Source organism: Pseudomonas sp. FW306-02-D09B, from assembly GCF_058782685.1.
In genome coordinates this window covers 193,524-217,309 of record NZ_JBYSXY010000003.1, presented here as the reverse complement: position 1 = coordinate 217,309, position 23,786 = coordinate 193,524, and the positions used below count along the sequence as shown (strand labels likewise).

Genomic DNA, 23,786 nt, shown 5'->3' with positions numbered 1-23,786 from the left:
TCCTTAAGCTACGCCAGTTGTCGATACTCTTCAGGCTTGCCAGGCTTCATGGAAAGCTGATGGACAAAGTCCGCGCTCAGATCCACGACGCGGCGGTATTCCAGGTCAACTGTGATCATGTGATAGCAGTTGTCCAGCAGGATCTTGGTGACCGGGCCGCCGAGATGGCGTTCGACGTAGTCGGCGTTCCAGCGGCTGGTGATGTCGTCTTCGATGGAGTGCAGCACCAGGGCTGGTGTCTTGATCGACGGCATGCGTTTCTTGACCACGGCATTCATCCGGTGCAGTTCGCGCACGGTGACGCCTTCCATGGTCAACAGACCGGCATTGCTGCTTTCGCCGTCCTTCATCTGACGTTCGACGATCGCCCGCAGGCGCTCGTTCTTGATGCCATAAGGTGGCTTCTCTTCGAAGCTGCAGATGTGCACGCCGAACGGAATCTTCATCAGCAACGGCGTCAGGAACGCCAGTTTGTGGATGCTCCAGCCGTCGTAGCGCAGGGTGGTCGAATACATCAGCAGGCCGGCGACCTGTCCCGGATGCTCGGACGCGACATACATGGACATGACCGCGCCCATGGACAGACCGCCGACGAACACCTGTTCGTGCTTCTGGCGTATGCCCACGAATGTCTTGCGTACACCTTCGTACCAATCCTGCCAGCCGGTGGCTTGCAGGTCGGCGTTGTCACCGCAGTGCCCGGCCAGGGTTGGCACGTACACCGTGCAACCCGATTTGGCCAAGCCGATGGCAACCCGACGCAACTCCGTCGGGGTGCCGGTCAGGCCGTGGATCAACAACACCGCGACCTCACCACTGCCGAGAACGAAACCGGTGCTACCTTCGCCGAGATCGATCTCTGTTTCGTTCATCGTTTCATGGCCCGGTTCAGCAATTGCTCGAGCAGTTTCAGGCCCAGGTCGATTTCCGCGTAGCTGATTTCCAGCGACGGGGCCAGGGTGATCACGTTCTTGTAGTAGCCGCCCACGTCGAGGATCAGACCCAGTTTCTGACCGTCAACCACCATATCGCCCTTCATGCCTTCCTCGACCATGTAGTCCAGGGTCGCCTTGTCCGGGGTGAAGCCGTCAGTGGTGCAGATTTCGCAGCGCAGGGCCAGGCCCAGGCCGTCGACGTCGCCGATGATCGGGAAGCGTTTCTGCAGCTCTTGCAGGCCTTCGAGGAAGTACTTGCCCTTGGCCATGACCATCGAGCCGTAGTCGACTTCGTGGGTCATCTTGAACATTTCCAGACCGACCGCAGTCCCCAGCGGGTTGGACGCGAAGGTGGAGTGAGTCGAACCTGGCGGGAACACCTTCGGGTTGATCAGCTCTTCGCGAGCCCAGATACCGCCCAGTGGGTTGAGGCCGTTGGTCAGCGCCTTACCGAAGACGATCACGTCCGGTTTGACGTCGAAGTGTTCGATCGACCACAGCTTGCCGGTACGCCAGAAACCCATCTGGATTTCGTCGACGACCATAAGAATGCCGTGCTGATCCAGCACTTGCTTGAGTTCGCTGTAGAAGTTCATCGGCGGGATCACGTAGCCGCCGGTGCCCTGGATCGGCTCGACGTAGAAGGCTGCGTATTCGCTCTGGCCGACTTTAGGGTCCCACACACCGTTGTATTCGGTTTCGAACAGACGGGCGAACTGCTGCACGCAATGGCTGCCGTATTCTTCCTTGGTCATGCCTTTCGGGCCACGGAAGTGGTACGGGAACGGGATGAAGTTGGCACGCTCACCGAAGTGACCGTAGCGGCGACGGTAGCGGTAGCTCGAAGTGATCGACGAGGCGCCGAGGGTACGACCGTGGTAGCCGCCTTCGAAGGCGAACATCAGGCTCTTGCCGTTGGTGGCGTTACGCACGACTTTCAACGAGTCTTCGATGGACTGCGAACCGCCGACGTTGAAGTGCACGCGACCGTCGAGGCCGAACTTGTTCTTGGCGTCGACCGCGATCATTTCCGACAGCTCGATCTTGCCTTTGTGCAGGTACTGGCTGGCGATTTGCGGCAGGGTGTCGATCTGTTGTTTCAGGGCGTTGTTCAGGCGCGGGTTGGCGTAGCCGAAGTTGACCGCCGAGTACCACATTTGCAGGTCCAGGTAAGCCTGGTCGCTGGTGTCCCACACGTACGAGCCTTCGCAACGGCTGAAAATACGCGGTGGTTCGATGTAGTGAACGGTGTCGCCGTAGGAGCAGTACTTGGCTTCTTTTTCCAGAAGAATCTGGTCTTCTGGGGTAGCAATTCGAATATCAGACATGGTGGAAGAGTTCCTGATTGTGTAGCGAGAGTTCAGAAGAGGTTTCAAGTGCGAAGTCAGTGGCATTGGCTGCGCTGCCGGCCGGCAGTTTGGCCAGCAAGGCCGGAAGTTCGGCGAAGCTGTCGAAGCGGGCGTAGGCGATGCCATTGCGTTCGCAATGTTCGGCCAGGCGGTCCTTGGCAAATACGAAGTCGGCGGTCGAGGCCACGCACATGTCGGACTGACCGTCACCGATCACCAGCACGCGTTTGCTGCTGGGCGTGGATTTGCATTTGCAGTTGCCGGAGGCTGCGCGGCAGGCGTCGCTCGAATACGGGAAGTCGATGCGCCAGCTGTTGTTGTCGACCTGGCGCAGGCGGTTGGCGAGGATCGGCAGGAGGCTGACGTAGTTGCGCGACAGAATCCGCGCGATACCTTGTTCGATACCGTCACTGACAACTTCGATGGAAGCGCCCAGGCCGACCACATGGTCGACAAAGTCCGGGAAGTCGGCATCGATTTCGACGCTGTCGAAGAACTCGAGCAGTTCATTGGGCGTTGCCTTGACCAGAGAAAGCTGGCGGCTGAGGCATTCACGCGAGCCGATAGCACCGCTCAGCCACTCTTCCTCGATCGCTTCCCAGCTCGGGTCGGCGAAACGTTGGAGAATGCTGTCGATTACGTCGGTCCGGGTGATGGTCCCGTCGAAATCACACACGATATGCCAATCAATCATCTGCATTACCTATTGGGGCAGGGGCGCGCTGATGCGCTTGCAACGGGGTAGAGCAGGGAATGTGCCAAGTTGTTTCAAGTCCAGCAGGCTGGGGCCCTGAGGTATGCTTGGCAGGAAATATGTCCGGCTAGCTACAATTTTTGTAGGTTGCTACAAACAACATGAGTGCTTGCGCTGCAAAGTCGACCTGGGAGTTGATGCGCGCCTGTACTGATAAGGAATCGCTTTATGTTCAGGATTACCTCTGCTGTATTCACTGCCTTGCTGGGCCTTGGCGGCTTTTGCGCCACCGCGCAGGCTGCCGGGATAACCGGTGAGGCGGGTCTCGGCATGAGCAATCAGCCCTATGACCCGACGGGTAGCCGTTATGAAACCGTGCCGGTGCCTTACTTCGATCTGGACTGGGGCGATGTCAGCCTCAGCACCGACGACGGTTTGACCTGGAGCGCCTTGAAAGCCAACGGTTTCAGTGCCGGGCCGTTTATCAACTACATTCCGGGCCGCAACTCCAATGGCACGCTGCGAGGCCTGCACAATGTGTCGGCCATGGGCGAGGCCGGCGGCTTCGTTCAGTACAGCCCGGCTGATTTCTGGCGCATTTTTGCTTTCGTCGGCCATACCGTGGGCGCTAATCGCGGCCAGGGTGGTGTGCTCGGTCGGGTGGGCGGGGAAGTGGGTTATCCACTGCGGCTGGGGATCATTGGCAGTAGCGAATTGAGCGCCAGTTTTGCCGATCGCCAGCAGACCCAGACGTTCTTTGGTGTTTCCGCTAAAGACGCCCGGGATTCGGAGTTCCGTCCGTACAAGGCCAGTGGCGGCATGCAGAATGTGGCGTTGACCCAGAACTTCGAGTTCCCGCTGGCCGCAAAGTGGTCGCTGGTGACCAGTGCCACCTGGAAGCACCTGACCAATTCCGCGGCGGACAGCACTATCGTCAAACAAGAAGGCCGCGTGAACCAGGGTGAAGTTCAGGCGGCGATCAGCTACAAATTCAATTGACCTGGACTCAGACCCCCGTAGCAGCAGGCTACGCCAGCTGCTACAGGTAAATCTGGTCTGCTGTTTGCAATAGCCATGGAGAACTCAATTTCTCAGGAGTGCTTCATGGCTCGTCCCGCGTATCGTTTCCTTGCCTATTCGCTGTGGGATCTGGTCCCGATTGCGCTGGGCGTGGCTCATCTGGCGTTTGTCCTGTGGTTGGTGCTGGCCTTCCATGACCTGTCATGGTGGGCCCTTGTGCCGCTGGCGCTGGTCTATGCCGTTAGCCTGTCGTGGAGCATCAACAGTATTTCCCACAACCAGATCCACAACCCGTACTTCACCCTTGGCTGGATGAATCGGGCATTCGATCTGTTGTTGTCGGTCACCATCGGTTTCTCGCAGACCCTCTATCGCGACATCCACAATCGCCATCACCGTGGTAATTCAGACCTGCCGGATGCACACGGAAAAACCGTCGATCCGCTGTCGATCTATTTGCGCGGCAAGGATGGGCAACCTGAAAACCCTTGGTCGTACACTTTTCTCAGCTTTTTCCGCGATGATCCCAAGCCGTTCTACGAAGAAATGCAGCGCAAGCGGCCCCGCGATGCGCGCTGGGTCAAGGTCGAGATTTATGTGACGGTGGCGGCGTATGTGGCGCTGGCGTTCTATGACTGGCATGCCGTGTTGCTGTTGCTGCCGTTCTGGTATCTGGGCCAGGCGCTGTCGTCGCTCAATGGGTATTACGAGCATTTGGGCGGTAATCCGGACTTGCCGATCGCCTGGGGCGTGAGCAGCTACAGCGTGCTCTACAACCTGATCTGGATGAACAACGGTTATCACGCCGAGCACCATTACCGGCCGAAAATGCACTGGACCCAGGTCAAGGCATTCCACCGCGAAATTGCCGAGCAGCAACGTGCGGCAGGGGTGAAGGTAATCCCGGTGTCACACGGACTGGGCTTTCTGACGGCCCACCGTAAAGGCTGACCTGTAGATCCTTTTGTGGTGAAGGGGCTTACTGTGGCGAGGGGGCTTTTGTGGCGAGGGGGCTTGCCCCCGTTCGAGTGCGAAGCGCTCGCAATCCAGCTGTAGAAGTCTGCCTGATCTCCACGGTTGCAGCGTTTAGGGCCGCTTCGCGGCCCAGCGGGGGCAAGCCCCCTCGCCACAAGGGAAATGCGTTGCTCTTAGGTTTCTTCGCCTTCCGCCAGTAATGCTATCCCGCCCATGATCACTGCCACGCCCAGCCAGTGCAGCAGGCTGATCTGCTCGCCGAGACCAAGCCACGAGCCGAGCAACACGCCGACAAACACCAGCGAACTCAGCGGAAACGCCAACGACAGGCTGCTGCGCCGCAGGATCAACATCCAGACGAAAAACGCCCCGATGTAGCAGGCGATGGCCGTCAGCACCCCAGGATTACCGGCCACAGCCGCCAGCCATTGAAGGTTGAAGTCCATCTGCCCCAGTTGATCGCCACCGACTTTGGTGGCGATCTGACCGCCACTTTCAAAACCGATCAGCAGCATCCAGAGCACCACGGTGCCCAGACGTCCGTGCAGCCAACCCATAGTGCTGTTCCTTTCCATCATCGATTGAGCTTCAGGCATGGGCGACACACACGAGCATCACGCCCGCCGTAATCACCAGGGTGCCCAGCCAGCGCCGGCGGCTGACGGTTTCACCCAACACGACTTTACCGGCCAGTACCACACCGCAATAAGCCAGCGCCGCGGATGGAAACAACAGGCTCAGCGGCGCGCGGGACAGGGCTTCGAGCCAGACAAAGAACTCGATGGCGTAGGCGCCGATCCCGCACCAGAGCAACGGCGCGTTGAACACCTGGCCCCAGAACGCGTTCAATCGAAAGCCACCTTCGAGCTCCGGTAAACGGTCAAGGCCGAGCTTGAAACAGAGCTGGCCGATGACGTCCAGAACAATCGAAAACGCCACCAGTAACACCACGGTCAAGGTCACGGGAATAACTCCTCGAACAGGCTGATCAGCGCCTGGTTGGTTGCCGCATTGCGCAGCAGATCGTCTTCGCTCCAGCGCTCGGGGGACGGCTGGTCGGATTTGGCTTCCCAACGCTTGAGCGCGTTGCTGAAGGCTGGTTGAGCGAACTCGCCGCAAACATCGATGCCGAGGATTCGCTTGCTCGCGGCCAACATGCGCAGGGCTTGCAGCAAGTGCGTCAGCCGCATGCCACCCTGATCCCAGTTGGTCGCGGCGTCTTCACTGGCCAGCACATCCTTGTCGATGGTAATCCACACCGCTTCGGTCGGCAGGCTCTCGATCAGTTGCTGGAGAAACACCGGCCAATCGAGGTCGGCCAGGTTGCGCCAGTGCAGCAGGTTTTCCCGCTGTTGATGCCCGGCACCATCGCCGATGAAACCCCAGACCTGGGACGGCGGGTGCTGCCAGGGGAACAGCTGCAAGTCGCCACGCTTCAGCGCGCCGAGGTTGCCGCCACGCAGTTGCGGGTTATGCAGGTCATCGCTGCACGGCCCGAGGGTGACGATGCGTTTGATGTTCGGCAGCTTCAGTGCCCGGTTGACCCATGAACCGCAATGCCGACGCGGTGCGAAACGCACCCAGTCGGGATGGTTGTCGAAATGAATCAGGCTGACCGGCTCGGTAATCTCGGCGAGAAAAGCCGGGGTCAGGTGGTGGTAGTCACCGGAACCTATAAAGAAGATTTCTGGCTGCGGCCCCGTATGGCGGGGCCGTTCGCGCAGGCGTTCGGAAAAGCGACGATAGTTTTTCTCGCTGGACCACAAACGCAGTTTGGGGCCCAGATCGAGCAGGTCCAGACGCTTGGCGCGACCGCTTTCCAGCAGTCGGGCAATCGGCGCCTGGGCTGTGAGGCTGTGGTCGAGATCCAATATATTCAAAACGTGTTTTACCCATGGCAGCGCCCCTGCAAGACCAGCGTGAACAATCGCCAACGCAGGCCAGGTGGGCTTTAACGGGTAAATGCAAGGGGCGGGCCAGTGTTGGAAGGAACGCTGAGCTCCATGGTGGCGAGGGGGCTTGCCCCCGCTGGGCAGCGAAGCGGCCCCCATACGGCTGGAAGCGTATGTCTGACGAAATGTGGTTGCAGACTTTACGACTGCTGCGCCCGAGCGTGGACCGGCCGGCGGGAGCAAGCTCCCTCGCCACAGGGGGTTGTGGTCAGGCGTGAACGCGGACCCAAACAGAAACCAGCACCGTCGCCGCCATCAGCCACGCAAGCGCAGCCACCGCCAGCGAGGCCTCCAGGCGAAGGCGATCGACCATCACGTACAAGGTTGCCAGATAAACGAAGTACGGAATGATCGACCACATGCCAAACACGATGGTGGTCTTCAGATCGTCCAGCGAGCGGCCCTTGCCGACGATGTAATGGGCAATCAGTGCAAAGGTCGGAAACAGCGGCACCAGGCCTGCGATGTAATAGTTTCTGGTTTTGGCGAGGAAGGCGAGGATCACCACCACCGCGGCGCCCAGTGCAGCTTTTAACAGTAGATCCACGAAAACTCTCGCAGTGGGTTAGTGGCTCAAGCCGTATTTTTTAACTTTGTCGAACAGCGTGGTCTTGGCCATTCCCAGTTCCTGGCTGGCCTGGGTCAGGTTGCCGCCGCTGCGCTGCAAGGCATCGTTGAGCAGGTTGCGTTCGAAGGCTTCCACCGCTTCGGAGAACGCCAGGCCTTGGGCGGCGCCACCGCTGCCGGACTTCTTGAAGGCCGGCAAACCCAGGGCAAAACGCTCGGCGACGTTACGCAGTTCACGCACGTTGCCGGGCCAGTCGTGGCTCATCAGGTTCGACAGGGTCTGGTTGTCGAGCTCAGGCAGCGCACGGTCAAAGCGCAGGGACGATTGCTGCAAGAAGTGTTCGAACAATTGCAGGATGTCTTCGCGACGCTCACGCAGCGGTGGCAGTTCCAGCGTCACTACGTTCAAGCGGTAATACAGGTCGCTGCGAAACTGGCCGGCCTTGCTCAAGTCGTCGAGGTCGGACTTGGTCGCCGCGATCACCCGGCAGTCGACCGCGACACTCTGGTTTGAGCCGAGCCGCTCCAGCGTGCGCTCCTGCAATACCCGCAGCAGTTTGATTTGCAGCGGCAATGGCATGCTTTCTACTTCGTCGAGGAACAACGTGCCGCCGTGGGCGTGTTCGATCTTGCCGATCCGGCGTTTTCCGGCGCCGGTGAACGCATTCGCTTCATGACCGAAAATCTCACTTTCGAACAGGTTCTCCGGCAGGCCACCGCAGTTCAGCGCGACGAATTGCTGCGACTGACGGCGGCTGAAGTCGTGCAGGCAACGCGCGACCAGCTCTTTGCCGGTGCCGGTCTCGCCTTCGATCAGCACGTTGGCCGACGTATCGGCGACGTTGGCGATCAACTCGCGCAGGTGCTGCATGGCGGGCGAGCGCCCGATGATCCGGCCTTCAAGGGAATCACGCTCGGCCAGTTGCCGGCGCAGTGAGGTCACTTCGCGAGCCAGACTGCGTTGCTCCAGCGCGCGGCGTGCGACGTCGACCAGGCGTTCGGGGGAGAACGGTTTCTCCATGAAGTCGTAGGCGCCTTTTTGCATCGCGCCAACCGCCATCGAGATGTCGCCATGGCCGGTGATCAGCACCACCGGCAGGCTTCGGTCACGGGCCTTGAGGCGGTTCAGCAGTTCCAGTCCATCGATGCCCGGCAGGCGAATGTCGCTGATGACGATCCCGGCGAAGTTGTCGCCGACCCGAGCCAGGGCCTCTTCAGCGCTGCCAACGCCTTCGCAGGGGATATCCTCCAGAGCCAGCGCCTGCTGGCAACCGAGCAGGACATGGGGATCGTCTTCGACGATCAGCACACTAAGGTCGTTGTTCATATCGGCTCGGCAGGAACGGGGCTTACCAACGGTAAGCTGAGGACGAAAGCGGTACCACCGCTGGCCGGGTGCTCGACGCCGAGGTGACCGCCGGTGGCGGCCGCCAGGCTCGCCGACAGGGTCAGGCCAAGGCCCAGGCCCTGTTCGCCGGGTTTGGTGGTAAAGAAAGGTTCGAACAAATGCTTGCGGGCTTCGGCGTTGATACCGTGGCCGTTATCGCGGACGCGCAGGCGATATTTGCCGTCGACAATGTCACCTTCCAGCCATAGTTCGGGCAATGGCTGCGCTTGCATGGCGTCCAGGGCGTTGCCGATCAGGTTGACCAGAATCTGTTCCAGGCGGGTCTGGTCGATCTGTACTTGCACGTCGCTGAACTCGCGGTGCAACAGCAAACGAGCGCTTTCAAGGCGTGCGCCGAGCAACTGCAAGGCGGCATCTACCGCTTTACCGAGGCTGGCCTGGCCCTGATCGTCGCCGCGCCGGGCAAAGGAGCGCAGGCTGGCGGTAATCCGGCCCATGCGGTCGATCAGATCGTTGATGGTTTTCAGGTTGGCACTGGCGATGTCCAGCTGACCGCGCTCGAGAAAGCGCACGGTATTGCCGGACAAGGTACGCAACGCGGCCAGCGGCTGGTTCAATTCGTGGGCAATGCTGGTGGACATCTGGCCGATGGCCGCGAGTTTACCGGCCTGTACCAGTTCGTCCTGAGCCCGGCGCAAGGTTTCTTCGGCCTGGCGCCGTTCGCGGATCTGGCTTTTCAGGCGCTCGTTGCTGGCCCGCAGGTCGGTAGTGCGTTCGGTAATCCTGCGTTCGAGCTGATTGTTGGCTTCTTGCAGCGCTTCGCGGGCGGCGAGGCGGGTGGCGATAACTTTGCGCCGTTCGTTCCAGGCAATCAGCAGGAACGCCACCAGCGCAAAGGCTACCGCGACCAGGATGCCCTGGTTGATCGCTTCACGACGCAGATCCCCAAGCGGTGTGAGCAGGGTGAAATTCCACGGTGTATCGCTCAAGACGCGGGTCTGCGACAGGTAACTGATTTCCTGTTCATCCGAGACCAGCTCGGCGTTGGCCGGGAAGGTGATTTTCTCCACGCCTTCGGACAGCCGCTCGCGGGCCAGCGGTTCCAGTTCATTGAGCGGGTACCAGTAATATTGCAGGCTGCGGGCCAGGCGTTCCTTGGTGTCGTCGCTGAGCGGGCGAACCGATTTGAGCCGCCGCGCCGGGTCGCTGGACAGAATGATGATGCCATTCTCGTCGCTGACGAAGGCTTCGAGGCGTGCACGCTGCCAGCGTTCTTCCATGGCTTCGAGGCGGACTTTGACCACTGCGACGCCGATGATCTTGCCTTGCTCTTCCAGGCCATGGGCCAGGTAGTAGCCGGGCTCGCCGTTGGTGCTGCCGATGCCGTAGAAACGACCGGGCTGACCGCGTACGGCATTCTGGAAATAGGCACGGAAGGACAGGTCTTCGCCTAGGTAGCTGTCGACATCGCGCCAGTTACTGGTGGCCAGTACCCGACCGGTGGTATCCATCACGTAGATTGCCCGACTGCGGCTACGCCGGTTCAGGCCTTCGAGGTAATTGTTGACCGCTTGCCGGTGCTCGGGCGTAGGGTCGCCCAACAGCTCTGAAACACTCGATTCGAGTTCCAGCAGGCTGGGCAGGTAGGTGTATTTGCTGATCTCGCTTTCGACCGCGCGGGCGTGCAGTTCCAGCTGACGTTGACCGTTCTCGCTCAGGCTGCGAATTCCGTAATGCTCGCTGACCCAGAAGCCGAGGTAACCCAATCCGACCATCAGCAAGATGATCAGCGGTGGCAGGAACAGTTGGCGAATCAGACGAGGTTTCACGGCAAGTGATGGCGGCGCTGCGCGATAGAGAGTGGATTCGCATTTCATCACAGATGCCTTGGGTCAACCACAATACAAATTTCCACATCAACACCGATCCAGTGTGGGAGCGGGCTTGCTCGCGAAAGCGGTGTGTCAGCCAACATTGATGTTGAAGCTGATGGCCTCTTCGCGAGCAAGCCCGCTCCCACAGGGTGGAGCGGTGCTGTTGTTAGTGCTGCAGGATTTTATCGAGGAAGTGCTGCGCGCGGTCCGAGCGGGCGTTGATGTCGCCGAAGAACTCTTCCTTCTTGCAGTCTTCGATGATTTTGCCCTGATCCATGAAGATCACCCGGTCCGCCACTTTACGGGCGAAGCCCATTTCGTGGGTTACGCACATCATGGTCATGCCTTCGTTGGCCAGTTGCACCATCACGTCGAGCACTTCATTGACCATTTCCGGGTCGAGCGCCGAGGTCGGTTCGTCGAACAGCATGACGATCGGGTCCATCGCCAGTGCACGGGCAATCGCCACACGCTGTTGCTGACCACCGGAGAGCTGGCCCGGGTGCTTGTGGGCGTGAGCCGAAAGGCCGACGCGCTCAAGCAGTTGCAGGCCCTTTTTGGTGGCTTCTTCCTTGCTGCGGCCCAACACCTTGATCTGCGCGATGGTCAGGTTTTCGGTGATGGTCAGGTGCGGGAACAGTTCGAAATGCTGGAACACCATCCCAACGCGCGAGCGCAGTTTCGGCAGGTCGGTCTTCGGGTCGGCGATGGAGGTGCCATCGACCACCACGTCGCCTTTCTGGAACGGTTCCAGGGCGTTGACGCATTTGATCAGGGTGGATTTGCCGGAGCCAGACGGTCCGCACACCACAATCACTTCGCCTTTTTTGACCTCGGTGCTGCAATCAGTCAGTACCTGGAAGTCGCCATACCACTTGTTGACATTCTTGATAGAAATCATACGGCAAACCTTTTTTGCAGACGCTTGACCAGCCGTGAGGCGGCAAAGCTGATTGTGAAGTACACGAGACCTGCGATGATCAGGAACTCATTGGCGCGACCGATGATGTCGCCACTGGCCCGCGTAGCATTGAGGAAGTCCACCAGGCCGACCGTGTAGACCAGCGAGGTATCCTGAAACAGGATGATGCTTTGCTGCAGCAACAGCGGGGTCATCTTGCGAAACGCTTGCGGCAGGATGATCAGGCGCATCATCTGGCCGTAGCCCATGCCCAAGGCCTTGGCTGCGCCCATCTGTCCCTTGGGAATCGACTGCACGCCGGCCCGGACGATTTCGCAGAAGTACGCCGCTTCGAACATCATGAAGGCCACGATGCACGAGGTGAACGCACCGATCGGCGTGTCTTCGCCGGTGATCCAGCGCAGCACGAACGGTACCGCCAGGTAGAACCAGGTGATCACCAGCAGCAGCGGGATCGAGCGGAAGTAGTTCACGTAAGCGCCGGCAATGTTCGACAGCAGCTTGCTGTGGGACAGGCGCATCAGCGCCAGGAGAGTGCCGAGGATGATCCCGCCGACGACGCCGAGTACCGTCAGTTGCAGGGTCATGACCATGCCGTTCCACATGCCGGGGACGGCCTGGACGACGCCACTGAAATCGAGATCCATTATTTACCCCCCACGGAAATCAGGCCGGGCACCGCAACTCTCTTCTCGACCATACGCATCAGCAGCATCAGGCTCATGTTCAGGGTGAAGTAGATCAGGGTCGCCAGGGTGAAGGCTTCGAACAGGTTGGCGGAGAACTCCGCGGTCTGTTTGGTCTGTGCGAGCAGCTCCATCAGGCCGATCAAGGAGGCGACGGAGGAGTTCTTGAAGACGTTGAGAAATTCCGAGGTCAGCGGCGGAATGACGATCCGGTAGGCTTGGGGCAGCAGCACATTCCAGTAGATTTGCGGCAGCTTGAAGCCCATGGCGCGGGCGGCCGATTCCTGGCCACGCGGCAGCGCCTGGATACCCGTGCGCACTTGCTCGCACACTCGGGCGGCGGTGAACAGGCCCAGGCACACGACGACGCTCAGGTAGGCCGAGGTGGTCGGATTCAGGTCCTGCTTGTACCAGTCTTGCAGGTTTTGCGGCAACAGGTCGGGCACCAGGAAGTACCAGATGAACAGCTGAACCAGCAGCGGTACGTTACGAAAGAGTTCCACATAGCAGGTGGCGATGCCCGATACCAGGCGATTCGGCACGGTACGCATGACGCCGAGCACCGAGCCCAGCATCAGGGCGATGATCCAGGCCACGATGGCGATGGCGATGGTCCAGCCCAATCCCGTGATGAACCAGTCGAGATAGGTCTCGCTGCCCACGCCGGTGGACTTGAAGAACACGCCCCAATCCCAGTTGTAATTCATTAGGGTCTCCCCTCAGATCGATCGATGTACAAGTGCCTGCCTGGGGAAACTCCGTTCCCTCTGATCTCGACGATCAGGCACACGCGATCGGCTCGACAACCACCGGTTCGAGTGTTTCCAGAAAGTGCCAGCAGGTAGTGACAGCCTCCTGAAAGGGCGCAGGCCCTGTCAGGAGGTGGGTTAGTCAGAAATCAGGATTTCTTTTCTTCAGCCGCTTTGTCGGTCGGGTTGGAGATCAGGGCCTTGAGCTCGTCGCTCATCGGGAACATCAGGTTCAGATTTTTTGGCGGGATTGGCTGAGTGAACCACTTTGCGTAGATAGTGTTGATCTCGCCGGACTTGTAGGTCGCGACGATGGCGTCGTCTACAGCCTTCTTGAACGGCGCGTCGCCCTTGCGGACCATGCAGCCGTAGATTTCATAGGACTGAGCAGTGCCGGTCACGGCCCAGTCAGTCGGATTCTTGGCCTTGGCCATTTCACCGGCCAGCAAGGCGTCGTCCATCATGAAGGCGACAGCACGACCCGATTCCAGCATCTGGAAGGATTCGCCGTGGTCTTTGGCGGAGATGACGTTCATGCCCATCTGCTTGTCGGCGTTCATCGACTTCAGAATGCGCTCGGACGTGGTGCCGGCGGTGGTCACGACGTTCTTGCCCTTGAGGTCGGCGAAGTCTTTGTAGGTCGAGTCTTTTTTCGACAGCAGCTTGGTGCCGATTTCGAAGATGCCAACGGAGAAGTCAACTTGTTGCTGACGCTCGGTGTTGTTGGTGGTGGAACCGCACTCGACGTCTACAGTGCCGTTTTGAACCAGTGGAATACGGGTTTGCGAGGTGACCAGGTTGTACTTGACCTTCAGGTTTGGCATGTCCAGGTCTTTCTTGATGGCTTCGACGATTTTCAGCTGAATATCGTGGGAGTAGCCGACCGGTACACCGGAAGCATCTGCAATGTAGGAAAACGGAATAGAAGCGTCGCGATGCCCCAGGGTAATGGTGCCGGACTCTTTGATCTTTTTCAGGGTGCCGGTGAGTTCGGCGGCGAAAACTGGCGTGCTGATCAGAGCGGCCGTAATGGCTGCGCCCAGGATATGGGGAACGATGCGCATCAAATTTTCCTCTACATTGTTTTTATATGGAGCCAGTTTATCGGCTCTTTTGTACTGCTGAATGCCTTGACGGCTCCTGAAGTGTTGGCACATCAGGCATTCGTCCCAAGTTGTAGAGCATGAGTCGTGCCAGTTCAAAATTTATCAATCAACTTATTGATTTTAAAGGATATTAAATATTTATAGGATTGGATTCAGGACGTGATAATCCGGTTAACCGAATCGACTGACGGGTCGCGTTCGGAAAACCGAATGCAAAAAATCGCAGCCCGCGGCAGCGCCTACGCTGGAATGCGATCCCCTGTGAGTTGCCGCAGACCGCGATGCTGATGATCTGAATGGCAGCGGAATTCTTCACCTTCATTGCGGGGTTTCAGCGGATGAAAGTCCTCGGCATCCTTTGCCTTCTCCTGACCCTCGGCGGTTGCAGCTCCTTGCTGTTCTACCCCGATCCCGGTCTGCCGTTTACCCCGCAAAAAGCCGGGCTTGAATACCGTGACATCACCTTGACCACCGCTGACGGCGTGAAACTCAACGGTTGGTGGCTACCGGCCAAAAAAGGCGTAGCGGTCAAGGGCACAGTGCTGCACTTGCACGGCAATGGTGGAAATCTCGCCGGGCATCTTGGGGCCAGCTGGTGGCTACCGAAGCAGGGTTACCAGGTGCTGCTGGTGGACTATCGCGGCTATGGGCTGTCGCAGGGTAAACCCGGCCTTCCGGCGATCTATCAGGACATCGACGCTGCATTCAAATGGCTGGACCAGGCGCCAGAAGTTCAGGGCAAACCGTTGATCGTCCTGGGTCAGAGCCTTGGCGGTGCGCTGGTCGTGCATTATCTGGCTGAACACCCCGAGCGTCAGCCCCGCCTCAAGGCGCTGGTCCTCGACAGCGTGCCGGCCAGTTATCGGGATGTCGGGCGGTTTGCACTGAGTTCGTCGTGGATGACCTGGCCGTTTCAGGTGCCGTTGTCCTGGCTGGTGCCGGACGCCGACAGCGCGATCTACGCCATGCCGCAGCTCAATCGCGTGCCAAAACTGATCTTCCACAGCATCGACGATCCGCTCGTGCCTCTTTCCAATGGCATCCGACTGTATCAAGCTGCGCCCGCGCCCAGGGTCCTGCAATTGACCCGAGGCGGGCATGTGCAGACCTTCAGCGTCCCGACCTGGCGCACCGTCATGCTGCGTTACCTCGATGACCCGCAGCACTTCAACGGTCTGCGCCGCCTGGGCGAAACACCCAATTACCCGGCACCCCCGAATTCAGAAGTTGAACCTCCAGAGAGTCCGCAATGAGTGAAGAACGTAACGCCATCCCGCTGATCATCACCGGTATCTGCAGCATCCTCGGCACCGTCGGGGCCTTGTGGTTCTACGGTTACCTGCACTTCGCCAAACCGGAAGACGCGCTGCTGCTCAGCGACTTCACCATGCTCAAGACCATACCGGGTGAAGACTACAAAGTCTCCCTGGAGCCGGCCGCGCAAGTCGCCCAGTGCGTCGATGGCGTGCTGGTGCTGTTCGACACCGAACAGAAAGGCCTGACGGGTGTGCTGGTCAACAACAAGAAAAAAGCCGTGCGTTGCATGGGGCAAGAGACCCCGCAGCTGGAGCAGTAACGGTTTAGATCGGATAGAAGAAAAAAAGCCCCGCTTCTTTGGCTGGAAGCGGTGCTTTTTCTATTGTTTGGCAGCTGATGTGTCGGGTTTTACGGTGACCTTGATCGATGTTCGATCAATGATGCCGCCGTAGTTCTGATTCAAGTTAACTTGGTAGGTTGGACCTGGTTTCATCCCATGATCCCATTCCGATATTCTCCAGTTGCCTGCCCCGTCAACGTTGGGGGGCGCGAGAGTCCAACTGAACAGTGTCGAGAGGTTAATGACCCTTACGCTGAATGACGCGTCGGGTAGTCCGCCCCCGGTGAATTGCACAACTCGGTTGACCACATCTCCATCTTTGGGCGTCGTGAAGGTCGGCTTCTTCAGGGAGGAGCACGCCGGCTGTGTTTCCCCCTTGAGGCCAACAGAAATGGCAGCATTCGACTCCACCAAGGGATCAACTGCGCACACATGTACGGTAATACCTGCTGCTTCATCCTTTAGCGTTCTACCCGCTTTCAAGGTGGCATCTTCTGTTGAGACCGTTTCGGGTGCGCTATCGACTTGCATGTCCTGAACGTATTCAGCCATCTTGGTGTAGCGCACCCCGACACCCTTGGCATAGCCCGTTGGAAACTGACTGTCGAACGGTGGAAAGAGGGTCTGACGAACTTCCAGCGCTATTTGCTTAAGCTGGTTTGGGGCTGTTGTCGGGAGATCAATCAAATAGCTGTTTCCGAGGGCGAGGCGGTAGATGCCCGACGCCTTGATGTGGGTTACCCGGGACTCATCCAACCAGCCCGCATACCAGCGCAAGTGCGTGGGATACAGAACCGACCCGCCGCCTGACACGGGATTACCGTAATCGGGGTAGAAGATGATTTTGCAGTGGTCGGGTGCCGTGATGACATTGCTGCTCAGAGGGCAGCCGGAATAGGTCGGCCCGCTGATAAACCCCAGGTTATTGCCGAACAGGCGAATCCAGAGATGCGAGCTCTCTGGCTGGTTGTAGATCGCCAGCACTCGGCCAGGTGCGTCAGCACTCCCGGTACCAATACCGCAGGAGGCTGCGATGAACAGATAGTCAAAGTCGTCGGGGTTCAGGCCTTGAGCCCTGGCGGCGGCTTCGGCTGGGCCTTTGACTGCGTCGCGAGTGTTACAGATGGCCGGTTTTGGCCCGAGGTCAGCGGTGATCATCGTGCCTTCCAGCGTCAGCTTCCTGCCTGAAACATATGAGATATACCGGCGTAAGGAGCTTTCGCTTTCTGGAGAAAGACTTTGTTTCCAGAGCTCTTCCTTGTCCATCGCAGGCATGCCGGCCCACCGACCGACCACCAGCAACACCTTTTTTGTACCCACGACCGGTCGTTGGTTGACCCCCGGAACGGGCAGGGTCTCACCGGTAAGAATGGCCTCAGGGTCGAGATGGTTGTACCTGGACTCGCCGCTTGTCGACACGCCGACGTTCGAGTCATGGGTGGACTGTGCACACCCTCCCTGGATCAGCGCCGCACACAGCAGCAAAAAAACTGTCAGCAGTCGCATGGTGTTGCTCCTTGATGCCCGTGATCCTGGCCAGGAGCTCACTTTTACTCGCGACGCTGGAGGCTGCCTACTGTCAGAAATAACAGGTGGCGACGAGTGGCAAGAGCGTGCGTATACACAAGAGCCCCGCCTGATCACCTCAGACGGGGCTCTTGCATTGCGGGCACGTCAATGTTTTTGCTTGCCGGCCTGGGCCGATAAATCGTGCAGATGACGCCGCGACAATTCGAGAAAGCGCGGTGTCGGGCCAACGTCTTCGTAGAGCGGGTCGCCTTCCTCATCGGTTGCGACCACGTGCTGACCCTTGATGTAAGGGAAACTCGCTTCGAGCTCTTCCAGGGCGGCGCCGATCAGTTCGCCCAGCAGTTCTTCGGGGTGGCGTTTGGGGTACATCTCGGTAAGCGCGGCCAACCGCGCCGCGGCTTCGACGTCCAGGTGAATGGTGTAGCCGGTCTTGGTCAAACGGCCTTTGGCGGTTTCTTCCCAATGTTGGGCTAGCTCACGGATTTTCATAATGACCTCAATAGGCACCTGCTGGTGGCAGGGGAGATGAGTGTCCGGCCGTGGCCGGTAGCAAGCCTTTGTGCGGCTTATTCTTCAGACTAGCCCCAACCTTCGGGATTTACCGTCGATTTGTCGTCTGACTTGTAAGAACCCGCTGTGGACGGCACTCTTGGAGTCGACCGCCATTCGCTGGAGAACTGCTGATGACTGATATCGATGCACGCTTGCGCGAGGATGTTCACCTGCTGGGTGAGTTGTTGGGCAACACCATTCGCGAGCAGTACGGGGATGGCTTTCTCGACAAGATCGAGCTGATCCGCAAGGGTGCCAAGGCTGACCGTCGTGGCTCGACGGACGCCGAACTGCGCGCCAGCCTCAACCAGTTGACTGAAGATGAACTGCTGCCAGTGGCGCGAGCGTTCAACCAGTTCCTGAACCTTGCGAACATCGCCGAGCAATATCAGTTGATTCACCGTCGCGAAGAGTCCCAACCGGCACCGTTCGAGGCGCGGGTGCTGCCCGAACTGCTCGCCCGCCTGCGGGCTGAAGGGCATGGCAGCGACGCGCTGGCGCGGCAATTGGGACGGTTGGAGATCGAACTGGTGCTGACGGCGCATCCGACTGAAGTCGCCCGCCGGACCTTGATCCAGAAATACGACGCCATCGCCGCGCAACTGGCGGCACAGGATCACCGTGACCTGACCCGCGCCGAGCGCGAGCAGATCAAGTCGACCTTGCAGCGCTTGATCGCCGAAGCCTGGCACACCGAAGAAATTCGCCGCACCCGGCCGACCCCGGTCGATGAAGCCAAGTGGGGCTTTGCGGTGATCGAGCATTCGCTGTGGCAGGCGATTCCCAACTACCTGCGCAAGGCCGACCAGGCGCTGCATGCGGCCACCGGTCTGCGCTTGCCGCTGGAGGCGGCGCCGATTCGCTTCGCCTCGTGGATGGGCGGCGACCGTGATGGCAACCCGAACGTCACGGCGGCGGTGACCCGTGAAGTGCTGCTGTTGGCGCGCTGGATGGCGGCCGACCTTTACCTGCGCGATGTCGATCAACTGGCCGCCGAGTTGTCGATGCAGCAGGCCAGCACCACGTTGCGGGCCAAGGCTGGGGACAGCGCCGAACCTTACCGTGCAGTGCTTAAACAGCTGCGTGAACGCCTGCGTGCGACCCGTAACTGGGCGCAGGCATCCTTGACCGCGAGCACCCCGGCGCCGGCCGACGTGCTGCAAAACAACCGCGAGCTGCTGGATCCGCTGGAGCTGTGCTATCAATCGCTGCATGAATGCGGCATGGGCGTGATCGCCGATGGCCCGTTGCTCGATTGCCTGCGTCGGGCAGTGACGTTCGGCCTGTTCCTGGTGCGACTGGACGTGCGCCAGGACTCATCGCGGCATGCGTCGGCGATGACCGAAATCACCGACTACCTCGGGCTCGGTCGCTATGAAGACTGGGACGAGGAAGCGCGCATCAGCTTCCTGATGGGCGAGCTGAACAATCGTCGGCCACTCCTGCCGGCGTATTTCAAACCTTCGGCCGACACCGCCGAAGTCCTGGCGACGTGTCGCGAAATCGCGGCGGCGCCGGCGGCGTCGCTCGGCTCGTATGTGATCTCCATGGCGGGTGCCGCTTCGGACGTGCTCGCCGTGCAACTGCTGCTTAAAGAGTCTGGCGTGCTGCGGCCGATGCGCGTCGTGCCGTTGTTCGAAACCCTCGCCGACCTCGACAATGCCGGCCCGGTGATCGAAAAACTGTTGCTGCTACCGGGTTACCGTTCGCGTTTGCAGGGCCCGCAGGAAGTGATGATCGGCTATTCCGACTCGGCCAAGGACGCCGGCACCACGGCGGCGGCCTGGGCTCAGTACCGGGCGCAGGAACGCTTGGTGGATATCTGCCGCGAGCAACAAGTTGAACTGCTGTTGTTCCATGGTCGCGGCGGCACCGTGGGCCGTGGCGGTGGCCCGGCGCACGCGGCGATTCTGTCGCAGCCGCCGGGTTCGGTGGCCGGGCGTTTCCGCACCACCGAGCAAGGGGAAATGATTCGGTTCAAGTTCGGCTTGCCGGACATCGCCGAGCAAAACCTCAACCTGTACCTGGCCGCAGTGCTCGAAGCAACGCTGTTGCCGCCGCCACCGCCGGAACCGGCATGGCGCGGCCTGATGGACGAATTGGCGGCCGATGGCGTCAGCGCTTATCGCGCCGTGGTGCGGGAGAATCCGCAGTTCGTCGAGTATTTCCGTCAATCCACGCCCGAGCAGGAGCTGGGGCGCCTGCCGCTCGGCAGCCGTCCGGCCAAGCGTCGTGCTGGCGGGATCGAAAGCCTGCGGGCGATTCCGTGGATCTTCGGCTGGACCCAGACCCGCCTGATGCTGCCGGCCTGGCTCGGCTGGGAAGCGGCGTTGAGCAACGCCTTGGCGCGCGGTGAGGGCGAGTTGCTGGCGCAGATGCGTGAGCAGTGGCCGTTCTTTCGCACGCGCATCGACATGCTGGAGATGGTGCTGGCCAAGGCTGACGCGGACATTGCCCAGTCCTACGACGAGCGATTGGTTGCGCCGGAATTGTTACCTTTGGGTGTGCATTTACGCGACCTATTGTCGCAGGCATGTGCCGTGGTCCTTGGCCTGACCGGTCAGTCGCAGCTGCTGGCCCATAGCCCTGACACCCTGGAGTTCATCCGTTTGCGCAACACCTACCTCGATCCGCTACATCTATTGCAGGCTGAACTGTTGGCGCGCTCGCGACAGCCGGATGTGGTGCAGGGCAGCCCGGTGGAGCAGGCGTTGCTGGTGTCTGTGGCGGGGATTGCCGCCGGTTTGCGCAATACCGGCTAAGGTCTTTTGCGGGGTGTCGCAGGCAATTTTACTGCGACAAACGACCGGTCCGCGGGGGCCGGTCGCGCTTGTCAGGCGACACTTTGTTATGGGGTTGCGACTTGGATCGCCTCCTCGCCAGGGCATAACAGGCACGGGTTGCTCCGACTTTCGGCGGCTTGTGTGGTCAGGGCCTGCTGTGTATCTTGATCAGCCTTTGGCCGTTTGGGCGGCCCACGACCCTATTTTTGAGATTGGCCCCACGCGGCAAATCCGATCGTTATCTAAATAAGAAATTGAGGAGCACATCGATGCGCGTCATTCTGCTGGGAGCTCCCGGGGCCGGTAAAGGTACTCAGGCTAAGTTCATCACTGAAAAATTCGCTATTCCACAGATCTCCACCGGCGACATGCTGCGTGCTGCCGTCAAGGCCGGCACCGAGCTGGGCATTAAAGCCAAGAGCATCATGGACGCAGGCGGCCTGGTCTCCGACGACCTGATCATCGCATTGGTCAAGGATCGTATCGCTCAGCCCGATTGCGCCAATGGCTTCCTGTTCGACGGTTTCCCGCGCACCATTCCTCAGGCTGAAGCCCTGGTCGATGCCGGTGTAGAACTGGATCACGTGGTTGAAATCGCCGTTGATGACGAAGAAATCGTCCAGCGTATCGCCGGTCGTCGTGTACACGAAGCCAGCGGCCGCGTTTACCACACCGTCTACAACCCGCCAAAAGTCGCGGGCCAGGACGACGTCACCGGCGAAGCGCTGGTGCAGCGTAAAGACGACACTGAAGAAACCGTGCGTCATCGTCTGTCGGTCTACCATTCCCAGACCAAGCCACTGGTGGATTTCTACCAGCAACTGTCGGCTGCCCAAGGCAAGCCGAAGTACAGCCACATCGCAGGCGTCGGTTCGGTTGAAGCGATCACCGGCAAGGTGCTTGAAGCGCTGAGCTGAGAAAGCTGATTTGCTTTACCTACAACGGCCCGCTTGCGGGCCGTTGTTGTTTATACTGGCGGACTTTTTCCAACTCTCTTTACGGAAACATCGATGAGCACCTTGCTGGCCCTGGACACCGCGACTGAAGCTTGCTCCGTTGCCTTGCTGCATGACGGCAAGGTCACGAGTCATTACGAGGTGATCCCGCGCCTGCATGCGCAGAAGTTGCTGCCGATGATCCAGCAGTTGCTTGCGGATGCAGGCACCACCTTGCAAGCGGTCGATGCGATTGCCTTTGGGCGCGGCCCGGGTGCGTTCACTGGCGTGCGAATCGCCATTGGCGTGGTTCAGGGCCTGGCATTTGCGCTGGATCGTCCAGTGTTGCCGGTGTCCAACCTGGCGGTACTGGCGCAGCGCGCATTGCGCGAGCACGGTGCACATCAGGTCGCGGCGGCCATCGATGCCCGGATGGATGAAGTCTATTGGGGCTGCTACCGCGAAACCGCCGGCGAAATGCGTCTGGTGGGGGCTGAAGCGGTGTTGCCGCCGCAAGTCGCGGCATTGCCGGCAGATGCCACGGGCGATTGGTTCGGCGCGGGCACCGGCTGGGGCTATGGCGAGCGAATCGCGGTCAACCTGATCGGCCAGGATGCCGGCATGTTGCCTCACGCCGAAGACTTGCTGACCCTGGCCCGTTTCGCCTGGGAACGCGGCGAAGGCATCCCTGCCGACGACGCACAGCCGGTTTACCTGCGCGACAAAGTGGCAACCCCCAAAGCCCGGTAATCCGAGTGCTTTTGTGGCGAGGGAGCTTGCTCTCGCTGGGGTGCGAAGCGCCCCCAAAATCTGCAGCCTCATGTCGTCAGATGTACCGCGTCGGCTAATCTGCGGGCGCTTCGCCCCCGAGCGGGAGCAAGCTCCCTCGCCACAGGGGCGCAGCCAGTTGTCAGTTTCTGCCACGCGCTTTTAAACCTTTTCCGGTTTCTGTGCTCTAGTTATCACTTGGGAGTTTGCGCACACTGATAAGTGCCGCTAAATTGCCATCATCGATAGCGAGTTTGTACCTATGCGCATAGACGGCTTTGCCTCTCAGTCCTACCCCATCAAGCGCAAGCCACGCAAAGGCAATGTGTCGGTGGACGAGTCCCTCGAGGATATCGATGGCGAGCAGGAGTTTCCTTCTGAGGAGCAACTGGCTGCCCGCGCCGCCAAGGCCTCTGCGCAACGCCTGAGCAATCTCCCCGCCCGTCAGCAGGACATGATCTACCATCGCGCCATGAGCAAAAGCGTGGCGATGGCCCTGGCCAGCTACCTGAGCACTGCGGCTTTCGTCGATTGGGATATGGAAGTGCTGGGTCTCGACCTGCACATCTGATGCGGTTGCCTTACTACCTCGGTTGCCCGTCCTGGAGCGAAAACGCCTGGCGCGAATACCTGTATCCGCAAAACGCCCGCCCCAATGAATTTCTCGACCTGTACTCGCAGGTGTTCAACGCCGTTGAAGGCAACACCACGTTCTACGCACGCCCTGCGCCGGCGACGGTGGAGCGCTGGGCGCAGACGATGCCGGAACATTTTCGCTTCACCGCCAAATTCCCCGGCGACATCAGCCACGGCGGCGACCTGCGCGAGCAACTGAGCGCCGCCGAAACCTTCGTGCAATTGCTCAGCCCGCTCGGTGAGCGGGTTTCACCGCTCTGGTTGCAACTGTCGGCAGCCTTTACCCCGCAACGGCTGGGCGAACTGGCCGGGTTTATCGATGGGGTGCAGCGGCCGTTGGCCGTTGAAGTGCGGCATCGGGACTTCTTCGCCAAAGGCGATGCCGAGCGCAGGCTCAATCGGCTGTTGCTGGATCGTGGCGTGGAGCGCATTTGCCTCGATCCACGGGCGCTATTCAGTTGCACGTCGACTGAACCTTCGGTGCTTCACGCGCAATCGAAAAAGCCCAAGGTGCCACCGCGCCCGGCGGCTTTTACTCAATTCCCGCAGGTGCGTTTCATCGGTCATCCGCTGCTTGAAGCCAACGATACGTTCCTGACGCCATGGGTCGAGAAAATCGCCCAATGGATCGAAGAGGGCCGCACGCCGTACATCTTCCTGCACACCGCCGACAACCTGCTGGCCGCCGCTTTGGCACAACGCTTTCATACTCGGTTGATGACGCGTTTGCCTGGCTTGCCGGCGCTGCCTGAGCTATATAGAGAACCCGCCGCCGAGCAGCTTGGGTTGCTCTGACGACGGGTTTTCC

Annotated in this window: 24 protein-coding genes; 9 read left to right on the top strand and 15 right to left on the bottom strand. The window is 59.8% G+C overall.

The window, feature by feature from the left end:
* Positions 1 to 8: 8 nt before the first annotated feature.
* Genes AC3WK5_RS07750 through AC3WK5_RS07740 form a run of 3 tightly spaced genes read right to left on the bottom strand, consistent with a single transcriptional unit; the run spans position 9 to position 2,978 of the window.
* Complete coding sequence (locus AC3WK5_RS07750; protein WP_103320056.1) at positions 9 to 872, bottom strand: alpha/beta hydrolase; 864 nt, start codon at positions 870 to 872, stop codon at positions 9 to 11.
* On the bottom strand, positions 869 to 2,263 hold the full coding sequence (locus AC3WK5_RS07745) for an aspartate aminotransferase family protein (protein ID WP_103320057.1): 1,395 nt from the start codon (positions 2,261 to 2,263) through the stop codon (positions 869 to 871). Before AC3WK5_RS07745 ends, AC3WK5_RS07750 begins: the two co-directional genes overlap by 4 nt.
* A complete protein-coding gene (locus tag AC3WK5_RS07740; protein WP_103320059.1) occupies positions 2,256 to 2,978 on the bottom strand; it encodes an MtnX-like HAD-IB family phosphatase in 723 nt (240 codons plus the stop codon). Before AC3WK5_RS07740 ends, AC3WK5_RS07745 begins: the two co-directional genes overlap by 8 nt.
* 228 nt (positions 2,979 to 3,206) lie before the next feature.
* Between AC3WK5_RS07740 and AC3WK5_RS07735 the strand changes: the two genes are divergently transcribed.
* Both AC3WK5_RS07735 and AC3WK5_RS07730 read left to right on the top strand, forming a co-directional pair.
* On the top strand, positions 3,207 to 3,977 hold the full coding sequence (locus AC3WK5_RS07735; RefSeq protein WP_285378503.1) for a MipA/OmpV family protein: 771 nt from the start codon (positions 3,207 to 3,209) through the stop codon (positions 3,975 to 3,977).
* Between the two features lie 105 nt (positions 3,978 to 4,082).
* Positions 4,083 to 4,949 carry a fatty acid desaturase family protein gene (locus tag AC3WK5_RS07730; protein WP_103315547.1) on the top strand — a complete coding sequence of 289 codons (867 nt, stop codon included), beginning with the start codon at positions 4,083 to 4,085 and terminating at the stop codon, positions 4,947 to 4,949.
* Between the two features lie 197 nt (positions 4,950 to 5,146).
* Here the strand turns inward: AC3WK5_RS07730 and AC3WK5_RS07725 are convergent, their stop codons facing one another.
* The 10 genes from AC3WK5_RS07725 to AC3WK5_RS07680 all read right to left on the bottom strand — a co-directional run bounded on the left by AC3WK5_RS07725 (position 5,147) and on the right by AC3WK5_RS07680 (position 14,135).
* Entirely contained in the window at positions 5,147 to 5,551 is a 405-nt protein-coding gene (locus AC3WK5_RS07725) for a DMT family transporter (protein WP_371919121.1), read from the bottom strand.
* Between the two features lie 10 nt (positions 5,552 to 5,561).
* A complete protein-coding gene (locus AC3WK5_RS07720) occupies positions 5,562 to 5,936 on the bottom strand; it encodes a DMT family transporter (RefSeq protein WP_103315546.1) in 375 nt (124 codons plus the stop codon).
* Positions 5,933 to 6,853 carry an arginase family protein gene (locus AC3WK5_RS07715; RefSeq protein WP_103315545.1) on the bottom strand — a complete coding sequence of 307 codons (921 nt, stop codon included), beginning with the start codon at positions 6,851 to 6,853 and terminating at the stop codon, positions 5,933 to 5,935. Before AC3WK5_RS07715 ends, AC3WK5_RS07720 begins: the two co-directional genes overlap by 4 nt.
* A 280-nt stretch (positions 6,854 to 7,133) precedes the next feature.
* Complete coding sequence (locus AC3WK5_RS07710) at positions 7,134 to 7,463, bottom strand: GlpM family protein (protein WP_173859969.1); 330 nt, start codon at positions 7,461 to 7,463, stop codon at positions 7,134 to 7,136.
* A 27-nt stretch (positions 7,464 to 7,490) separates the two neighbouring features.
* Complete coding sequence (aauR, locus tag AC3WK5_RS07705; RefSeq protein ID WP_103315544.1) at positions 7,491 to 8,819, bottom strand: two-component response regulator AauR; 1,329 nt, start codon at positions 8,817 to 8,819, stop codon at positions 7,491 to 7,493.
* A complete protein-coding gene (gene aauS, locus AC3WK5_RS07700) occupies positions 8,816 to 10,717 on the bottom strand; it encodes a two-component sensor histidine kinase AauS (protein ID WP_103315543.1) in 1,902 nt (633 codons plus the stop codon). Before aauS ends, aauR begins: the two co-directional genes overlap by 4 nt.
* Positions 10,718 to 10,880: 163 nt before the next feature.
* Positions 10,881 to 11,615 (bottom strand): amino acid ABC transporter ATP-binding protein, encoded by a 735-nt coding sequence (locus AC3WK5_RS07695; RefSeq protein ID WP_054595876.1) that lies wholly within the window; start codon positions 11,613 to 11,615, stop codon positions 10,881 to 10,883.
* Positions 11,612 to 12,283, bottom strand: coding sequence for an amino acid ABC transporter permease (locus AC3WK5_RS07690; protein WP_054595877.1), 672 nt, complete (start codon positions 12,281 to 12,283; stop codon positions 11,612 to 11,614). Before AC3WK5_RS07690 ends, AC3WK5_RS07695 begins: the two co-directional genes overlap by 4 nt.
* Positions 12,283 to 13,029: an amino acid ABC transporter permease gene (locus AC3WK5_RS07685; RefSeq protein WP_103315542.1), complete on the bottom strand. Its 747-nt coding sequence runs from the start codon at positions 13,027 to 13,029 to the stop codon at positions 12,283 to 12,285. Before AC3WK5_RS07685 ends, AC3WK5_RS07690 begins: the two co-directional genes overlap by 1 nt.
* Positions 13,030 to 13,220: 191 nt before the next feature.
* Positions 13,221 to 14,135 carry a glutamate/aspartate ABC transporter substrate-binding protein gene (locus AC3WK5_RS07680; RefSeq protein WP_103315541.1) on the bottom strand — a complete coding sequence of 305 codons (915 nt, stop codon included), beginning with the start codon at positions 14,133 to 14,135 and terminating at the stop codon, positions 13,221 to 13,223.
* Between the two features lie 380 nt (positions 14,136 to 14,515).
* Between AC3WK5_RS07680 and AC3WK5_RS07675 the strand changes: the two genes are divergently transcribed.
* Both AC3WK5_RS07675 and AC3WK5_RS07670 read left to right on the top strand, forming a co-directional pair.
* Entirely contained in the window at positions 14,516 to 15,430 is a 915-nt protein-coding gene (locus tag AC3WK5_RS07675; protein ID WP_103315551.1) for an alpha/beta hydrolase, read from the top strand.
* Positions 15,427 to 15,753, top strand: coding sequence for a PA3694 family proteiin (locus AC3WK5_RS07670; RefSeq protein WP_054595880.1), 327 nt, complete (start codon positions 15,427 to 15,429; stop codon positions 15,751 to 15,753). Before AC3WK5_RS07675 ends, AC3WK5_RS07670 begins: the two co-directional genes overlap by 4 nt.
* Before the next feature lie 60 nt (positions 15,754 to 15,813).
* Here AC3WK5_RS07670 and AC3WK5_RS07665 read toward each other — a convergent pair whose 3' ends face one another.
* Complete coding sequence (locus AC3WK5_RS07665) at positions 15,814 to 17,280, bottom strand: hypothetical protein (RefSeq protein WP_103315540.1); 1,467 nt, start codon at positions 17,278 to 17,280, stop codon at positions 15,814 to 15,816.
* 168 nt (positions 17,281 to 17,448) lie between these two features.
* Complete coding sequence (locus AC3WK5_RS07660) at positions 17,449 to 17,793, bottom strand: pilin assembly protein (RefSeq protein WP_103315539.1); 345 nt, start codon at positions 17,791 to 17,793, stop codon at positions 17,449 to 17,451.
* A gap of 194 nt (positions 17,794 to 17,987) precedes the next feature.
* Here AC3WK5_RS07660 and ppc point away from each other — a divergent pair, with 194 nt between their 5' ends.
* From ppc to AC3WK5_RS07635, 5 genes are all read left to right on the top strand, one after another.
* Positions 17,988 to 20,618, top strand: a complete 2,631-nt coding sequence (gene ppc / locus AC3WK5_RS07655) for a phosphoenolpyruvate carboxylase (RefSeq protein ID WP_103315538.1) — start codon at positions 17,988 to 17,990, stop codon at positions 20,616 to 20,618.
* Positions 20,619 to 20,908: 290 nt separating this feature from the next.
* Positions 20,909 to 21,556, top strand: coding sequence for an adenylate kinase (gene adk / locus AC3WK5_RS07650; RefSeq protein WP_054595883.1), 648 nt, complete (start codon positions 20,909 to 20,911; stop codon positions 21,554 to 21,556).
* Positions 21,557 to 21,649: 93 nt separating this feature from the next.
* Positions 21,650 to 22,324: a tRNA (adenosine(37)-N6)-threonylcarbamoyltransferase complex dimerization subunit type 1 TsaB gene (tsaB, locus tag AC3WK5_RS07645; protein WP_103315537.1), complete on the top strand. Its 675-nt coding sequence runs from the start codon at positions 21,650 to 21,652 to the stop codon at positions 22,322 to 22,324.
* Between the two features lie 280 nt (positions 22,325 to 22,604).
* Positions 22,605 to 22,913 (top strand): hypothetical protein, encoded by a 309-nt coding sequence (locus tag AC3WK5_RS07640; protein WP_103315536.1) that lies wholly within the window; start codon positions 22,605 to 22,607, stop codon positions 22,911 to 22,913.
* Positions 22,913 to 23,773, top strand: coding sequence for a DUF72 domain-containing protein (locus AC3WK5_RS07635; protein WP_103315535.1), 861 nt, complete (start codon positions 22,913 to 22,915; stop codon positions 23,771 to 23,773). The genes AC3WK5_RS07640 and AC3WK5_RS07635 overlap by 1 nt, the downstream gene beginning before the upstream one ends.
* Positions 23,774 to 23,786: the final 13 nt, after the last annotated feature.

Coding starts and splice junctions, on each gene's coding strand:
- AC3WK5_RS07665 (WP_103315540.1), bottom strand. CDS start 17,280: ATGCGACTGCTGACAGTTTTTTTGCTGCTGTGTGCGGCGCTGATCCAG.
- aauS (WP_103315543.1), bottom strand. CDS start 10,717: ATGAAATGCGAATCCACTCTCTATCGCGCAGCGCCGCCATCACTTGCC.
- AC3WK5_RS07675 (WP_103315551.1), top strand. CDS start 14,516: ATGAAAGTCCTCGGCATCCTTTGCCTTCTCCTGACCCTCGGCGGTTGC.
- AC3WK5_RS07695 (WP_054595876.1), bottom strand. CDS start 11,615: ATGATTTCTATCAAGAATGTCAACAAGTGGTATGGCGACTTCCAGGTA.
- ppc (WP_103315538.1), top strand. CDS start 17,988: ATGACTGATATCGATGCACGCTTGCGCGAGGATGTTCACCTGCTGGGT.
- AC3WK5_RS07640 (WP_103315536.1), top strand. CDS start 22,605: ATGCGCATAGACGGCTTTGCCTCTCAGTCCTACCCCATCAAGCGCAAG.
- AC3WK5_RS07660 (WP_103315539.1), bottom strand. CDS start 17,793: ATGAAAATCCGTGAGCTAGCCCAACATTGGGAAGAAACCGCCAAAGGC.
- AC3WK5_RS07750 (WP_103320056.1), bottom strand. CDS start 872: ATGAACGAAACAGAGATCGATCTCGGCGAAGGTAGCACCGGTTTCGTT.
- AC3WK5_RS07685 (WP_103315542.1), bottom strand. CDS start 13,029: ATGAATTACAACTGGGATTGGGGCGTGTTCTTCAAGTCCACCGGCGTG.
- AC3WK5_RS07670 (WP_054595880.1), top strand. CDS start 15,427: ATGAGTGAAGAACGTAACGCCATCCCGCTGATCATCACCGGTATCTGC.
- AC3WK5_RS07725 (WP_371919121.1), bottom strand. CDS start 5,551: ATGATGGAAAGGAACAGCACTATGGGTTGGCTGCACGGACGTCTGGGC.
- AC3WK5_RS07730 (WP_103315547.1), top strand. CDS start 4,083: ATGGCTCGTCCCGCGTATCGTTTCCTTGCCTATTCGCTGTGGGATCTG.
- AC3WK5_RS07735 (WP_285378503.1), top strand. CDS start 3,207: ATGTTCAGGATTACCTCTGCTGTATTCACTGCCTTGCTGGGCCTTGGC.
- AC3WK5_RS07680 (WP_103315541.1), bottom strand. CDS start 14,135: ATGCGCATCGTTCCCCATATCCTGGGCGCAGCCATTACGGCCGCTCTG.
- aauR (WP_103315544.1), bottom strand. CDS start 8,819: ATGAACAACGACCTTAGTGTGCTGATCGTCGAAGACGATCCCCATGTC.
- AC3WK5_RS07635 (WP_103315535.1), top strand. CDS start 22,913: ATGCGGTTGCCTTACTACCTCGGTTGCCCGTCCTGGAGCGAAAACGCC.
- AC3WK5_RS07745 (WP_103320057.1), bottom strand. CDS start 2,263: ATGTCTGATATTCGAATTGCTACCCCAGAAGACCAGATTCTTCTGGAA.
- AC3WK5_RS07690 (WP_054595877.1), bottom strand. CDS start 12,283: ATGGATCTCGATTTCAGTGGCGTCGTCCAGGCCGTCCCCGGCATGTGG.
- adk (WP_054595883.1), top strand. CDS start 20,909: ATGCGCGTCATTCTGCTGGGAGCTCCCGGGGCCGGTAAAGGTACTCAG.
- AC3WK5_RS07740 (WP_103320059.1), bottom strand. CDS start 2,978: ATGATTGATTGGCATATCGTGTGTGATTTCGACGGGACCATCACCCGG.
- tsaB (WP_103315537.1), top strand. CDS start 21,650: ATGAGCACCTTGCTGGCCCTGGACACCGCGACTGAAGCTTGCTCCGTT.